The sequence below is a fragment of the Flavobacterium zubiriense genome, assembly GCF_041729725.1.
Lineage (GTDB): Bacteria > Bacteroidota > Bacteroidia > Flavobacteriales > Flavobacteriaceae > Flavobacterium > Flavobacterium zubiriense.
The window spans coordinates 102007-117595 of record NZ_JBCFQL010000009.1 but is presented as its reverse complement, the minus strand read 5'-3'; the positions used below and the strand labels follow the sequence as shown (position 1 = coordinate 117595).

The following is a 15589-nucleotide window of genomic DNA, read 5'->3' as shown; positions in this document are numbered from 1 at the left end:
CAATTACCTTTGCCAAAAAAATAAATCCATGAAGTTTGTACAACGTTTTTCCTATTATTTAGTAGGCTTAGTATTAGGTTGCTTTTTTGTAGCGCTTGTTTTAAGTGGAAAAGATACCCGTTGCAATTATTTTCCTAATGCCAGAGTACTGAATGATCTTAGAAATAAACCGTTTCATTATTCTGAAAATGCAAATAAAGTTTTATCTGAATCTTGGGTTAACATTGCAGATATTAAAAACACTTTAGAATTTGGAGATGTTAACTTTGACAAGAGCGACACCGAATTTGGAAAAAACATTAAAATTTATATCATTGAAGGGAAAACCCTAAAAGGACAAGAAATCATTCTAAAAGTGAAAAACCAAGAAGGCAAAGCAACTTTAGAAGAAATTCTAAAAAAATAAAAAAACTGCAAATTCGCAAATTATAGTTTTGAACTTTTTTATCGCAAAGTTGTCATTCCGTAGGAATCTCATACCTATAATTGGCTTTACCTATAGATTCCTACGGAATGACAAACTTTGAGTCTTGTATTTTTCTCGTTACTTCAAAAATAATCCTAAACCAGAAATTAAGACCAATTAATTTCCGTTTTATGATTCGCTTTCAAATATTGATTGGTTTGACTAAAATGTTGGTTACCAAACCATTTTCCTTGATTTGCACTCATGGGTGACGGATGCCCCGATTCTAAAACCAAATGTTTGTTTCTGTCGATTTTACTTCCTTTTTTATGTGCAAATGCACCCCAAAGTAAAAACACTACATTTTCTTTTTCGTCTGAAATTTTTTGAATCACAGCATCAGTAAATAAATTCCATTTCAAATGTTTGTGACTATTGGGTTTGTCTTTTCGAACCGTAAGTGCTGCATTCAACAATAAAACACCTTGTTTTGCCCAGTGTTCTAAATTGCCAGAAGTTGGAAAAAAAATCGAATCCAAATCATCATTTATTTCCCTATAAATATTGCGTAACGAAGGCGGAATTTTAACTCCATCATTAACCGAAAAACACAAACCATTCGCCTCTCCTTCTCCATGATAGGGATCCTGACCAATAATTACCACTTTCACCTCTTTGAAACTACAATAATTAAAAGCCGAAAAAATCAAGTCTTTGGGAGGAAAACAGACGAACTCCTGATATTCTTTTTCTACTTCATGCAATAAATCATTGAAATAAGGTTTTTGAAAGTCTTCGGATAAAATGGCTTGCCAATCAGGATTTAAGGAAATTTGCATCTTTTCTTTAATTTATTCCGCAAAGATACACAGAGTAAACACAAAGACACATCAAGATACTTTTACAATTAGCCAAATATTTGTGAATCTTTGCAAAACCTTCAAAATCTTTGTAAAAAAATGACAAACCAAAAACACAGCAAGAAAACACAATTTTTAATTGAATCTCTGCAAAGAGTCTTTAGTATTAACTATTTTTGCATAAAAAGAAGCACTCACAAAGAATGATATCCATCACCGAAAAAACATTACAAGACCTTCAGTTCCCAACAATTCTAGAAACCATTTCTGAGATTTGTAATACCGAAATTGGAAAAGAAAAAGCACTTGAAATTACACCTTTTAGAGACAAGGAAAGTTTGATGCAGGCTTTGTTACAAACTTCTGAATATGTATCTTCTTTTCAAAACAACAATGCAATTCCGAATCACGGTTTTGATGCCATTACACACGAAATAAAATTCCTGGCTATTGAAGACAGTTTTCTTGAAGTCGGCAGTTTTAGAAAAATTGCAACCCTCTCTTCAACGGTAAATTTCTTGTTGAATTTCCTGAGAAAATTTGATGATTATTATCCAAATATCAATGCCAGAGCTTCCCGTGTTGAACTTACTAAGGAAATTGTAACGCTTATTGATACCGTTGTCGATAAATACGGTGAAATAAAAGACAATGCTTCTCCAGTTTTGTTAGATATTCGAAGAAGTATGAATCAAGTTAGAGGTAAGGTAAATCAAAGTTTTGGTATTGCTTTAACGCAATATAATGGTTTGGGTTATCTGGATGACATCAAAGAAAGTTTTGTACAAAATCGTCGTGTTTTAGCGGTTTTAGCCATGTACCGTAGAAAAGTTAGAGGAACTATTTTAGGAAGTTCTAAAACAGGCAGTATTGCTTATATTGAGCCTGAAATGACGCTGAAATATTCCAGAGAATTAAGCAATTTAGAATACGAAGAAAAGGAAGAAATTACCCGTATTTTAAAACAATTATCGAATGCTATTCGTCCATTTTTAACTACATTAAAAGAATATCAGGAATTTTTAAGTGATATTGATGTGATTGCCGCTAAAGCAAAATATGCGAATAGAATCAACGGAATTTTACCTGCTATTACTGAAGAACGTCGTTTGTATTTTAGAGATGCCTTCCATCCTATTTTGTATTTGACCAACAAACAAAAAAAGGAAGTTACTTATCCGCAAACCATAGAATTGCAACAAGAAAACCGAATTATTGTTATTTCAGGACCTAATGCCGGAGGAAAAACTATTTCGTTAAAAACGGTGGGCTTACTCCAATTGATGTTACAATCAGGAATGTTGATTCCGGTTCACGAACGCTCAGAAACTTTTTTATTCGATAGAATTTTAACCGATATTGGAGACAATCAATCGATTGAAAATCATTTAAGTACCTACAGTTACCGATTAAAAAACATGAACTACTTCTTAAAGAAGTGCAATAGTAAAACCATGTTCTTAATTGACGAATTTGGTACTGGTTCGGATCCTGAATTAGGAGGAGCTTTAGCTGAAATTTTCTTAGAAGAATTCTATCACCGAGAAGCTTTTGGAATCATCACCACGCATTATTCGAATTTAAAAATATTAGCTAACGAATTGCCATTTGCTACTAATGCCAACATGATGTTTGATGAAAAATCATTAGAACCCATGTACAAATTGGCTTTGGGACAAGCAGGAAGTTCGTTTACTTTTGAGGTAGCTCAGAAAAACGGAATTCCCTTTGGATTAATCAATCGTGCGAAAAAGAAAATTGAAGTGGGTAAAGTACGTTTTGACAAAACTATTGCAACACTCCAAAAAGAGCGTTCTAAGCTCGAAAAAACCTCTCAAAATTTAAAGGAAGAAGAAACCAGAGCGCGTGAGGAAGGGAAAAAGATGGAAATCATCAATGTAAAAATCAAACAGAAACTAGAAAGCTATCAGGAACTGTACGACAGCAATCAAAAAACGATTTACATTGGTCAAAAAATAGAGGATATTGCTGAAAAATATTTCAACAATAAAAACAAAAAGGAATTGATTGGTGAGTTTTTGAAAATAGTTGAAATCGAAAATTCGAAACGCAAAAAAGCTACTCCAAAAGAAAATAAAGCGATAATTGAGAAGAAAAAAGAAGTGATTGCTGAAGTTACAGTTCAGGTAGAAGAAATTCGAAAAGAGAAAAAAGAAAAGAAACTAAAACCTGTTATCGAAAAACCAAAACCGATTTTAAAAGTAGGCGATAGAGTGCGAATGCTAGACGGAAAAGCCGTGGGAAGTATTGATGCTATTGAAAAAAACAAAGCAACAGTCAATTATGGTATTTTTACTTCTAAAGTAAATTTGGATGAACTGGACTTGGTGGAAGCGGTGAAAAAGTAATCAGTTTGCAGTAAGTCATTGCGAGGAACGACCTGTCCGCCGTGGCGGAAGCAATCACACAATTTTGTCATTCCGACGAAGGAGGAATCTCCGTTAGATATTCCTCAATCTGAATAAAAAATATTTGAATTGATTGTGGAGTTACTTGCGGAGATTCCTCCTTCGTCGGAATGACAAACTAAACTAAAATTAAATCTCTAACCTGACGCAAAAATGCAAAACTTACCCAAAAACAAAAAAATAATCCTCTTTGACGGCGTTTGTAATTTGTGTAATTCGGCGGTGCAGTTTATTATTGCCCGAGATAAAAAGGATGTATTTCGGTTTGTGGCTTTGCAATCTGACTTAGGATTGGAAATTTGTAATTACATTGGCATTGACCCCAAAATAACCGATAGCATCATCTTGTATGAACCTGGAATTGCATATTACTACAAATCAGAAGCGGCGTTGAAAATAGCTTCTCAATTGGGCGGATTTTATGGTTTTCTAGCTAGTTTTAACTTTTTTCCAAAGAAAATTAATGACTCTGTTTACGATTACATTGCTAAGAATCGCTATAAATGGTATGGCAAAAAAGAACACTGTATGATTCCAACACCGGAATTAAAAGCAAAATTTTTATAATTAAGCATCTTTTATTCTTCGGTGACGCTCTTTCTTTATCATTTCTAATTCGCGAGTGGTTTGTCCAGCAACAGCTGTATTTTCCTGAGCTCGACGAATCAAATATGGAACTACTTCTTTAACTGGGCCAAAAGGAAGGTATTTAGCAACATTGTATCCATTGGCTGCCAAATTAAAACTTATAGTATCACTCATACCGTACAATTGCCCAAACCAAATTCGAATATCATTATTCGCAATGTTTTTTTGCTGCATTAATTCCATCAAATAATAAGTACTTTTTTCGTTGTGCGTTCCTGCATAAATAGAAAAAATGTTCAAACTATTAGTAATATACTCCAAAGCAGTATCATAATTTAAATCTGTTTCCTGCTTACTAGCACAAATAGGCGATGGATAATTCTGTTCTTCGGCACGCTCGTTTTCCTTTTCCATGTAAGCGCCACGAACTAATTTAATTCCAATAAAAAAACCTTCTGCCTGAGCTGTTTGATGTATTGTTTTTAAATAATCCATTCGATCCCAACGGTACATTTGCAAAGTATTGTAAACAATGGCTTTTTCTTTGTTGTATTTACGCATCATTTCCAGAAGCAATTCGTCAGCGGCTTCTTGCATCCAGCTTTCTTCGGCATCAATCATAACAGGAACACTTTTTTGATGCGCTGCTTTGCAAACTAAATCAAAACGCGCCACTACACTACTCCATTCTTCTTGTTCAACATTAGTTAAAACCTTCTTTTTGCCAATTTTTTCATATAAATCAATTCGCCCAAAGCTGCTAGGCTTAAAAACTGCAAATGGAATAGCTTGACGTTCTTTAGCAAATTCAATTATTTTGAGCAATTTTTGGAGCGCATTATTAAATTCACTTTCATTAGCCTTACCTTCTACAGCATAATCTAAAACAGACGAAACCCCTTTAGTATCAAGAATATCAACTACTTTGAGACAATCTTCTTCGTTTATGCCTCCGCAAAATTGATTAAAGATGGTTTTTCGAATTAAACTTTCTACTGGTAAATTCAATTGCAAAGCCAGACTGATAATTTTCGTTCCTATTTTGACCAATGGTTTCAGTGCCATCAATTTAAAAAGAAAATAAGATGCATTCAATTGGTCACTACTTTTTAAAGCAAAAGCAATTTGGGTATTATCGAATATCTTTTTCATTTTTTTTGTTATTTAAAACAAATATAGCCAGAGTTATGAACATTAATTACTAGAAATTACCTTATTTTGCATTTCAATTTAATTAATGACGATGCAAACAATTCAAGCCAATAACTACCCAATCTATTTTAACGAAAAAGGATATGAAGCTTTAAATCTTCATCTAACTGAGAACAAATATTCTAACATTTTTATAATAGTAGATAGTAATACAAATGAGTTTTGTTTACCAAAATTATTGCCTTACATTGAAACCGATTTGAATGTTGAAATTATCGAATTTGAAGCAGGAGAAGAAAATAAAAACATAGAAACCTGCGTTGAAATTTGGAAAGTACTTACGGAACTTGGAGGTGACAGAAAAAGTATTGTGCTGAATCTTGGTGGTGGTGTTGTTACTGATCTAGGTGGATTTGTAGCTTCTACTTTTAAAAGAGGTGTAGATTTTATTCACATTCCTACTACCTTGCTTTCTATGGTAGATGCTTCAGTAGGTGGAAAAAACGGCGTGGATTTAGGAAATTTAAAAAACCAAATTGGTGTTATTAATGTTCCAAATATGGTACTTATTGACACTGAATATTTAGAAACCGTTCCTCAAAACGAAATGCGTTCAGGTCTTGCCGAAATGTTGAAACACGGCTTGATTTATGATAAAAAATACTGGGAAGAATTTCTGGATATTTCTACAATTGATTTCAGTACACTTGACGAATTGATTTACAGATCTGTTGAAATTAAAAATGAGATTGTAAAACAAGATCCAACAGAGAAAAACATTCGAAAAGCATTGAATTTTGGACACACTTTAGGTCATGCCATCGAAGGTTATTTTCTGGAAAGTGAAACAAAGACAACCTTACTTCACGGTGAAGCTATTGCTGTGGGAATGATTCTTGAAAGTTACATTTCCTTAAAGAAAGGATTTATCTCTACAGAAGAATACATTCAAATTAAAACAGTAATAAAATCAATTTACGAAGACATCGTTTTTGAAGAAGAAGATATCCAACCTGTTTTAGATTTGTTGATACATGATAAAAAAAATGAATACGGAAGCATTCAGTTTGCATTAATTGAAGGAATTGGAAAGATAATAATCAATCAAGCTGTTGAGAATGAATTAATTCTTGAAGCCTTTGAAGATTACAAATCTTAACTATTTTTTTTATAAAAAAGGATTGCATCACTTATATTTTATTTTCTACATTTGCCGCAATGAAAAAAAATCAAAAACAAAGAAATTATAACTCAAATCAGAACGCCAACAATGATTCTTTCATAGGAATATTGAAACGTTTTAATTTAGTGATTAGTCCATTTAACTTTGATAGTTTTCAGTATCTAAAAGTAGAAAGCGAAAAACTGCAAATTATATATGCAAATATCAGAGTTTGAATTATAGCTTAATAACTATATCGTTAATCTATAAAAAATCTAAAACTCTAAAAATCCAATGAATACAAAATATTCTGACTTAATAAATCAATCATACTATTTTCCTCAAGAAGAATTCAAATTAAACAAAGACAATCTTCAATTTCACAACATCGATTTAATGAAATTAGTGGAGAAATATGGTACACCTTTAAAGTTTACTTATTTGCCTCAAATTTCAAATAACATCAATAAGGCTAAAAGTTGGTTTCGTAAATCGATGGAAAAAAACAAATACGAAGCAAAATATTATTATTGCTATTGTACTAAAAGTTCTCATTTTGAATACATTATGAATGAGGCTTTTAAGAATAACATCCATATTGAAACATCATCAGCTTTTGATATTAATATTGTTGAAAATTTATTGACAAATGGTAAAATCAACAAAAGCACGTATGTTATTTGTAACGGTTTCAAAAGAGACGAATACATTAGTAATATTGCTCGTTTAATCAATAACGGTCATAAAAATACTATTCCAATAATTGACAACTACGAAGAATTAGATTTACTTCAGGCAGAAATTAAAGGAAAATTTAAAATCGGAATTAGAATTGCTGCCGAGGAAGAACCTAAATTTGAATTTTATACTTCAAGGTTAGGAATTGGATACAAAAATATTGTTTCTTTTTATAAAAAACAGATACAGGAAAATGATAAATTAGAGCTAAAAATGCTTCACTTCTTTATCAATACCGGTATAAACGATACGGCTTATTACTGGAACGAATTGGTAAAATGTATCAAAGTTTATATTGCCTTAAAAAAAGAGTGTCCTACTTTAGACGGTTTGAATATTGGAGGAGGATTTCCAATTAAAAACTCTTTGGCATTTGAATACGATTACCAATACATGATTGACGAAATTATCAACCAGATTAAAATTGCTTGTGATGAAGCTGAAGTAGATGTACCCAATATTTTTACTGAATTTGGTTCGTTTACTGTAGGAGAAAGTGGTGGCGCTATCTACCAAATTTTGTATCAAAAGCAACAAAATGACAGAGAAAAGTGGAACATGATTGATTCTTCATTCATCACTACTTTACCTGACACTTGGGCTATCAATAAGCGCTTTATCATGCTTGCTGTAAACCGCTGGAACGAAACCTACGAAAGAGTACTTCTAGGAGGTTTAACTTGTGACAGTGATGACTATTACAACTCAGAACAAAATATGAATGCCATTTATTTACCAAAATACAACAAAGAAAAACCACTATATATTGGATTTTTCAATACTGGTGCTTACCAGGAAACCATTGGTGGATACGGTGGATTACATCACTGTTTGATTCCGCAACCCAAGCATATCTTAATAGATAGAGATGAAAATGGTATATTAGCAACAGAAGTATTCTCAGAGCAACAAACCTCTGAAGACGTATTAAAAATTTTAGGTTACAACAAAAAATAATTAACAAAACACACAATTAGTAAATTTATAATTTGATTATATTTGAGCGCATTTATATTCAAATACAATAATTTTACAAAATATTTAAACCCCTTAAAATGAGTAAAGGACCAATCAGTCAGTTTATTGAAAAGCATTATTTACATTTCAATTCTGCATCTTTAGTCGATGCCGCAAAAGCTTACGAACAACAATTAGCTAATGGTGCTAAAATGATGGTAAGTATGGCTGGTGCAATGAGTACAGCAGAAATTGGAAAAATCTTCTCCGAAATTATACGTCAGGATAAAGTTCAAATTATTTCTTGTACTGGAGCAAATCTTGAAGAAGATATCATGAATTTAGTAGCACATTCTCATTATGAAAGAGTACCTAACTACCGTGATTTAACGCCTCAGGACGAATGGGATTTATTAGAAAGAGGATTAAATCGTGTAACAGATACTTGTATTCCTGAGCACGAAGCATTCCGTAGATTACAAAAACACATCTACAAAATCTGGAAAGATGCGGATGACAAAGGAGAACGTTATTTTCCTCATGAATTCATGTACAAAATGTTACTTTCAGGTGTATTAGAAGAATATTACGAAATTGACTTGAAAGATAGCTGGATGTATGCTGCAGCTGAGAAAAATTTACCTATTATTGTTCCAGGTTGGGAAGACAGCACAATGGGAAATATTTTCGCTTCTTATGTAATTAAAGGAGAATTGAAAGCATCAACTATGAAATCAGGTATTGAATACATGACTTTCTTAGCGGATTGGTATCCAAAAAACAGCAGCAATGGTATTGGATTTTTCCAAATAGGCGGTGGTATCGCAGGAGACTTCCCTATTTGTGTGGTTCCTATGCTATATCAGGATATGGAAATGCACGATATTCCGTTTTGGAGTTATTTCTGCCAAATTTCAGATTCTACAACCAGTTATGGTTCGTATTCTGGAGCAGTTCCTAACGAAAAAATTACTTGGGGAAAATTAGACATAAAAACACCTAAGTTTATCATTGAATCAGATGCTACCATTGTAGCGCCATTAATTTTTGCTTATTTATTAGATCTATAATACCATTTTTATGAGAAGAGTTATTGTTGAGTACGCTAAGCTGACAAACGAAATTTTAAACTTATTGGTTGAAAAATTTCCTGATGGATATGACGACGAAGATATCATTCGTTTTAGAAATGCTAAAAACGAATTAATAGAAGCCGTTGAAGTTCGCACTGAAGACACAGCTTATTTAGTAAAAGTAAGTACTAAACTTGCTGATAGAATCGAAAATTTTGACGAAGATGATGAAATCGATGATGTTATCGAACCAATCACTCCAATAAAAGGTTTGGATCTTGATGACGATATTAGTGACGATGACGACGAAGACGATGACAATCTTGACAAACCTGAGTTAGACGACGAAGATGAAGATGGTGATGATAAAGACATTGCTGATGATGAAGACGACGAAGATGAAGATTAATTCATAACAACATAAAAAAGGAGCTCCAAAAAGAGTTCCTTTTTTTATCTCTAAAACACAAACCTAATTAGCATCCCTAAAAATGATTACTTCCCAAGTCTTACACCAAACACTTAAAGAAAATTTTGGATTTGAAAAATTCAGAGCCCATCAGGAAGAAATTATAAATACGATATTAAATGGCAATGATACTTTAGCGATCATGCCAACAGGTGGTGGAAAATCCATTTGTTTTCAATTACCAGCATTATTATTTTCTGGAATTACCATTGTCATTTCGCCACTTATTGCGTTAATGAAGGATCAGGTAGATAGTTTAAAAGCCAATGGAATTGCAGCTTGTTTTATCAACAGCACGCAAACCGAAGCCGAACAGCAACAACATATTGAAAATCTAAAAAACAACAAAGTAAAACTAGTTTACATTGCGCCCGAAAGTTTATCTTATTTAGAAAATGCTTTCAATTCGATAAAAATTAGTCTCATTGCCATTGACGAAGCACATTGTATTTCGTCTTGGGGACATGACTTTAGACCAGCTTATACTAACTTAGGTTATCTAAAAAACCGCTTCCCTGCTACTCCAATTCTTGCTTTAACTGCTACTGCCGATAAAGCTACACGTCAAGATATTAGCAATCAATTAAACTTACGTAAACCAGCTGTTTTTATTTCTTCTTTTGATCGAAAAAACCTAAGCTTAGAAGTACGTCCAGCTTTAGACAGAGTCAAACAGATAATAGATTTCATCGAATCTAAACCAAACGAATCTGGAATTATTTATTGCCTGAGCCGAAAAACAACTGAAGAGCTTGCCGAAAAACTTAGCAAAATAGGTATCAATGCCAAAGCATATCACGCTGGTTTAGATAGCGGACTTCGTTCTAAAACCCAAGATGAATTTATTAACGACCAATGTCAGGTGGTTTGCGCCACAATTGCCTTTGGAATGGGAATTGACAAATCGAATGTACGTTGGGTCATTCATTACAACTTACCTAAAAACATTGAAGGTTATTATCAGGAAATTGGTCGTGCAGGTCGTGACGGTTTGAATTCGGAAACTATTTTATTCGAAAGTTATGGCGATTTGATTCAGTTGCAAAAATTTGCTTCTCAGGGACAAAATTCCGAAATCCAATTGGCAAAGCTCGAAAGAATGAAACAATATACCGATGCACTGAGTTGTCGTAGAAAAATATTGCTTTCTTATTTTGGCGAAATTGTAACCGAAAATTGTGGCAACTGTGATATTTGCAAAAATCCACCCGCCTTTTTTGATGGAACTATCATTGCTCAAAAAGCGCTTTCGGCTATCATTAGACTTCAGGAATCCGAACCTTTGCCTGTTATAGTCGATTTTTTAAGAGGTTCTAAAAACGCATACATTTACGAAAAAGAATATCAAAATTTAAAAACTTACGGTGTAGGCATTGAAACCTCTTGGCACGACTGGAACCAATACCTGATTCAATTGATTAATTTAGGTTATTGCGAAATTGCTTTCCACCAGCAAAATAAAATCAAACTAACTCCTTTGGCAAGAAAAGTACTTTTCGAAAAAGAGAAAGTACAACTCAACACCGTACAAAAAGTAAATATTAGTAAAACGGAAGCCAAGGAAACTAAAACAAAAGTAGTAGCCAATTCTTTGTTTGAAAGTTTACGCAAATTGCGTTATGAACTAGCTAAAGAAGAAGATGTTCCTGCTTATGTGATTTTTAGCGATGCAGCTTTACGCCAAATGGAAATCAATCGTCCGATGAGTGAAGATGAACTTATTACAATTGATGGTGTTGGAAAGGCCAAGTTAGATAAATACGGCAATGCGTTTATCAAAACCATAATTGCTTTTCATAAAGACAAAAAAATAATCCCGAAGCTTCGGGATAAAAAAGAATCTAGTACTTACAAAGAAACTTTAGCGTTATACCAAGATGGTTTTTCAACTGAAGAAATTGCTGCTAAACGAAAATTAGGTCTTAGTACTATTATGTCACATTTGGCAAAACTATATTTAGACGGAGCAGCAATTGATTTACATCAATTTATTTCAGAAGAAGAAGTGAATTTAATAGCAGCAGCTCGTGTAAAACTAGAAAAACCTGCTGCTTTAAAACCTTATTTTGATTATTTTGAAGAAAAAATAGATTATGGAAAAATTAGACTAGCTTTAGCAATTCTTGAGAAAGAAGAAAACAATAACTAATTATGATTTATTCCTTTCCTCCTTTTGTAAACTCTGAAACCGAAATTCTAATTCTTGGAACCATGCCCGGAATTGCTTCATTAGAAAAACAAGAATATTATGCACATCCTCGCAATCATTTCTGGAAAATAATCTATACATTATTTAACGAATTAGCTGTTGCTACCGTTTTCGAAGAAAAAATAAAACTATTACAAACCAATAAAATTGGAATCTGGGATGTTCTGGAAAATTGTGAACGCAAAGGAAGTTTAGATATTCACATCAAGAATCATAAACCAAATGATTTCGAAAACTTATTTAAACAATATCCAAATATCAAAAAAATCATCTTTAACGGAAAAGAAAGTCACCGCTATTTTATTAAAAATTTCGGGCAAATAAAAGGCATTACTTATTATGTAATGCCTTCTACAAGTCCCGCAAATACGATGTCTTTTGAAAACAAGTTGGAAATTTGGTCAACTTGTTTTGAATAATCTATAGGTATCTTTCCTGAAAAACTTTTTGATGGTGTTTTTGATGCCCAATGATAATAAAGCCTATTGCTCGCACTGAAATTTCATGATTAGAAGCAATTCCAATTCTTCTTAATTGTTCTTCTGAAAAACTCTTAAAAAGTGCCAAAGTACTTTGACGAACAATGGACAACTCGGTTAATAAACTTTGTAAATGTCTGTCATTCGCATTGGTATTTAATGCGTAATCATTTTCTTCAAATCCAGGTAATGGTGTTTTGTCATTTCTTGAAATTCGCAAAGCACGATAACTAAAAATACGTTCGGTATCAATAATATGCTGAATAATTTCTTTGATCGTCCATTTGCCTTCGGCATAACGGTAATCAAATTTATCCATTGGAATATCCTGAACAAAACGAATAAAATCATGAAGACTTATTTCTAAGTCTTCATATAAATCTCCATCTCCTGCAGCTTTTATGTAAGTAGCATTAAATAAGGAATATTCGTTTTCTGGAATATCAGTTTGCTTCATAATTGAATATTAAGCTGAATTTCTACTTGCATTTGTGTTTCCAAATAATGAACGCATTACGATTTTCTCGTACACTTTAATTAATTTATCATCTGGAACACTTTCTTTGTTCAATTCGTTAATTCGCAACAAAGCATATTGTTGAATAGTCAATAATGGCAATACAATACGCTCTCTAATTTGAATTGAAGCCATTCCATCAGGATAATTTTCCATCAATTGTTGATGACCAGCAATTTTTAACAATAATCTTTTGGTTTCCAAAAATTCATCGTAGATATTTTGCCAAAACTCTCCAAATTCAGGATCATTTTTCATGTATGCTGTTAATGGAAAGAATGATTTTGCCAATGACATCATACTATTCTCTAACAAAGTTTTAAAGAACATAGAACTATTGTATAAGTCTTGAACTTTATCCCATTGATTAGTCTCTTCAAAATATTTTAAAGCCGTTCCTACACCATAAAAACCCGGAACATTTTGTTTTAATTGACTCCAAGAACCCACAAATGGAATAGCTCTTAGATCTTTAAAATCTAATTTTTCAGATTTACTTCTTTTAGAAGGGCGACTTCCAATATTCGTTTTTGCATAATATTTCAACGTACTCATTTTCTCTAAATACGGAATGAACTTATCATGATTCTTAAAACTCAAATATTTTTTATAACCTAAATCAGATAATTGGTTCATTACCGCTTTATCTTCATCAGATAATTTATTCAAATCTTTATTAAACACATGATTTGTTACTCCTGCACTTAATAAATTTTCTAAGTTATGACGACAGGAATCTAAAGTTCCAAAATTAGAACTAATCGTTTGTCCCTGAACTGTTACTTGAATTTCTTTATTTTCAATATTTGGTCCTAAAGAAGCATAAAATTTATGCGTTTTTCCTCCTCCACGAGCAGGTGGCCCACCACGTCCATCAAAAAAGATTACTTTAACACCATATTTTCTAGACATGGCAGTTAACGCCTCTTTAGCTTGATAAATACTCCAGTTAGCCATTAAATAACCACCGTCTTTGGTACCATCTGAGAATCCAAGCATAATAGTTTGCTTCATTCCTCTATTTGCTAAATGTTCAGCATAAACAGGGTTTGTATACAATTGTTCCATTACATTATGTGCATTTTGCAAATCATCTACAGATTCGAACAAAGGCACAATATCAACTGAAGGATGTTCCCAATCAGTCAAACGAATCATAGCAAAAGTTTCCAAAACATTCACAGCATTTTCGTTATTACTAATAATGTAACGATTTGCTCCTAACTCACCGTTGCTTTCTTGAATTTGTTTAATGGCTTGAATAGACTCAATGGTTGATTTAGTCATTTCATTTTCAAAATCAGAAGAAAGAAGGTTTCCTTTAGCTTGTGTTAAAGCCTCACATTTCTCGGCCTCAGAAAGCTCATAGTAGTTTTTAGGAAAAATATCTTTACCGTTTGTAAGATAATAATCAAAAATATCCTTAAATACAGCATCGTGAATTTTACTATTTTGACGAATATCTAAGGTAGCAAAATGGAATCCAAACAAGTTTATTTTAATAAGTAAAGCTTCTAATTCATCAACATATAAGGATTGATGTTGCTCAACAATAATGGTTTTAATTTTATTTAACTGCGATTTAAATTCCTCTAAGGTGATGTAAATTTCGCCTCTGGAATAAAAAACTGAACGGTATAATTTATTTTCTAATTCGGCAACTAAAACATCGACACCAGAAAAAGTTAGCTTTCTTTTTAAATTTCTCATTTCAAAATAATAACATTTTAAAATAGAAGTTCTCAATCGATCGGCTACTTTTAAAGTAATATCTGTAGTCACAAATGGATTACCATCTCTATCTCCTCCTGGCCAAAAACCAAGTTGAATAATAGGGTTTTTAATATTACCATCAGAAATATTTGTTTCTAAGTAATGCATCATATCACCAGCGGTGTTATAAAACACATTTTCTAAGTACCAAATTAAACTTACCGCCTCATCAAAAGGATTTGGCTTTTCATTTTTTATAAATGGAGTTTTTCCTAATTGTGCTAAAAGTTGCTTAATTTGAAGTAAATTATTATCGCGGATTGCTTGGGTTAAGTCATTAATAATACCTAAAACTGCACCAGGATAAAACTGTGTAGGATGCGCTGTTAAAACTGGTCTTACATTAAAATTCTCTAAAAATTCAACTAACTCCTCGTTTTTACCTCTAGCATCCGATTTTTCTTTAATGTCTCTTAAAGAACCACGTCCTTCCATATTATTTACAATAGGAAAAGCCGCATCTTCTACAGCATCAAATAATACAATTTGACGTTCGATATACTGAATAAAACGAAACATTAAGTCGATTTTATCAGCTTCTACATCAGTGTGTAAGTATTTATTTGAGAAAAAATCGAAAATTTCCTTGGGTGTTTCCATCTTTTTAAAACCTGTCTCACAAACATCTGTAAATAAAGGCAATAAAGCACCTGTATTATCTATAGAATCAAAAGGCAAAGTGATGAAAACGCTATTATAAATATTATATTTAGAGAGAACATTTTGATTAAAACGTTCTATTTTTGGGAGCGTGTACATAAATTATGTTGAATTTAT

13 protein-coding genes are annotated in these 15589 nt (G+C 32.5%); 9 read left to right on the top strand and 4 right to left on the bottom strand.

The window, feature by feature from the left end; genetic code table 11:
* The first annotated feature begins 28 nt into the window (after nucleotides 1-28).
* On the top strand, nucleotides 29-406 hold the full coding sequence (locus AAGV28_RS09735) for a DUF4258 domain-containing protein (protein ID WP_373406624.1): 378 nt from the start codon (nucleotides 29-31) through the stop codon (nucleotides 404-406).
* A gap of 167 nt (nucleotides 407-573) precedes the next feature.
* Here the strand turns inward: AAGV28_RS09735 and ung are convergent, their stop codons facing one another.
* Nucleotides 574-1245, bottom strand: a complete 672-nt coding sequence (gene ung, locus AAGV28_RS09730) for a uracil-DNA glycosylase (RefSeq protein ID WP_373406623.1) — start codon at nucleotides 1243-1245, stop codon at nucleotides 574-576.
* Nucleotides 1246-1469: 224 nt separating this feature from the next.
* Here ung and AAGV28_RS09725 point away from each other — a divergent pair, with 224 nt between their 5' ends.
* Both AAGV28_RS09725 and AAGV28_RS09720 read left to right on the top strand, forming a co-directional pair.
* A complete protein-coding gene (locus tag AAGV28_RS09725) occupies nucleotides 1470-3635 on the top strand; it encodes an endonuclease MutS2 (RefSeq protein ID WP_373406622.1) in 2166 nt (721 codons plus the stop codon).
* 213 nt (nucleotides 3636-3848) lie between these two features.
* The gene (locus tag AAGV28_RS09720) at nucleotides 3849-4262 is read left to right on the top strand and encodes a thiol-disulfide oxidoreductase DCC family protein (protein WP_373406621.1); all 414 of its coding nucleotides are present in this window, start codon (nucleotides 3849-3851) and stop codon (nucleotides 4260-4262) included.
* Here AAGV28_RS09720 and AAGV28_RS09715 read toward each other — a convergent pair whose 3' ends face one another.
* Nucleotides 4263-5435, bottom strand: coding sequence for a proline dehydrogenase family protein (locus AAGV28_RS09715; protein WP_373406620.1), 1173 nt, complete (start codon nucleotides 5433-5435; stop codon nucleotides 4263-4265).
* 91 nt (nucleotides 5436-5526) lie between these two features.
* Here AAGV28_RS09715 and aroB point away from each other — a divergent pair, with 91 nt between their 5' ends.
* The 6 genes from aroB to AAGV28_RS09685 all read left to right on the top strand — a co-directional run bounded on the left by aroB (nucleotide 5527) and on the right by AAGV28_RS09685 (nucleotide 12462).
* Nucleotides 5527-6594, top strand: a complete 1068-nt coding sequence (aroB, locus tag AAGV28_RS09710) for a 3-dehydroquinate synthase (RefSeq protein ID WP_373406619.1) — start codon at nucleotides 5527-5529, stop codon at nucleotides 6592-6594.
* Nucleotides 6595-6891: 297 nt separating this feature from the next.
* The gene (locus tag AAGV28_RS09705; protein ID WP_373406618.1) at nucleotides 6892-8292 is read left to right on the top strand and encodes a type III PLP-dependent enzyme domain-containing protein; all 1401 of its coding nucleotides are present in this window, start codon (nucleotides 6892-6894) and stop codon (nucleotides 8290-8292) included.
* A gap of 98 nt (nucleotides 8293-8390) precedes the next feature.
* Nucleotides 8391-9362 carry a deoxyhypusine synthase family protein gene (locus AAGV28_RS09700; protein ID WP_373406617.1) on the top strand — a complete coding sequence of 324 codons (972 nt, stop codon included), beginning with the start codon at nucleotides 8391-8393 and terminating at the stop codon, nucleotides 9360-9362.
* 10 nt (nucleotides 9363-9372) lie between these two features.
* A complete protein-coding gene (locus tag AAGV28_RS09695; RefSeq protein ID WP_373406616.1) occupies nucleotides 9373-9774 on the top strand; it encodes a DNA primase in 402 nt (133 codons plus the stop codon).
* 82 nt (nucleotides 9775-9856) lie between these two features.
* Nucleotides 9857-11983, top strand: a complete 2127-nt coding sequence (gene recQ / locus AAGV28_RS09690) for a DNA helicase RecQ (protein ID WP_373406615.1) — start codon at nucleotides 9857-9859, stop codon at nucleotides 11981-11983.
* A 2-nt stretch (nucleotides 11984-11985) separates the two neighbouring features.
* Entirely contained in the window at nucleotides 11986-12462 is a 477-nt protein-coding gene (locus tag AAGV28_RS09685) for a DNA-deoxyinosine glycosylase (RefSeq protein ID WP_373406614.1), read from the top strand.
* A 1-nt stretch (nucleotide 12463) separates the two neighbouring features.
* Here the strand turns inward: AAGV28_RS09685 and AAGV28_RS09680 are convergent, their stop codons facing one another.
* Together AAGV28_RS09680 and AAGV28_RS09675 are read right to left on the bottom strand one after the other, a co-directional pair.
* On the bottom strand, nucleotides 12464-12979 hold the full coding sequence (locus AAGV28_RS09680; RefSeq protein WP_373406613.1) for a DinB family protein: 516 nt from the start codon (nucleotides 12977-12979) through the stop codon (nucleotides 12464-12466).
* Between the two features lie 9 nt (nucleotides 12980-12988).
* Nucleotides 12989-15571, bottom strand: coding sequence for a phosphoenolpyruvate carboxylase (locus AAGV28_RS09675; RefSeq protein ID WP_373406612.1), 2583 nt, complete (start codon nucleotides 15569-15571; stop codon nucleotides 12989-12991).
* Nucleotides 15572-15589: the final 18 nt, after the last annotated feature.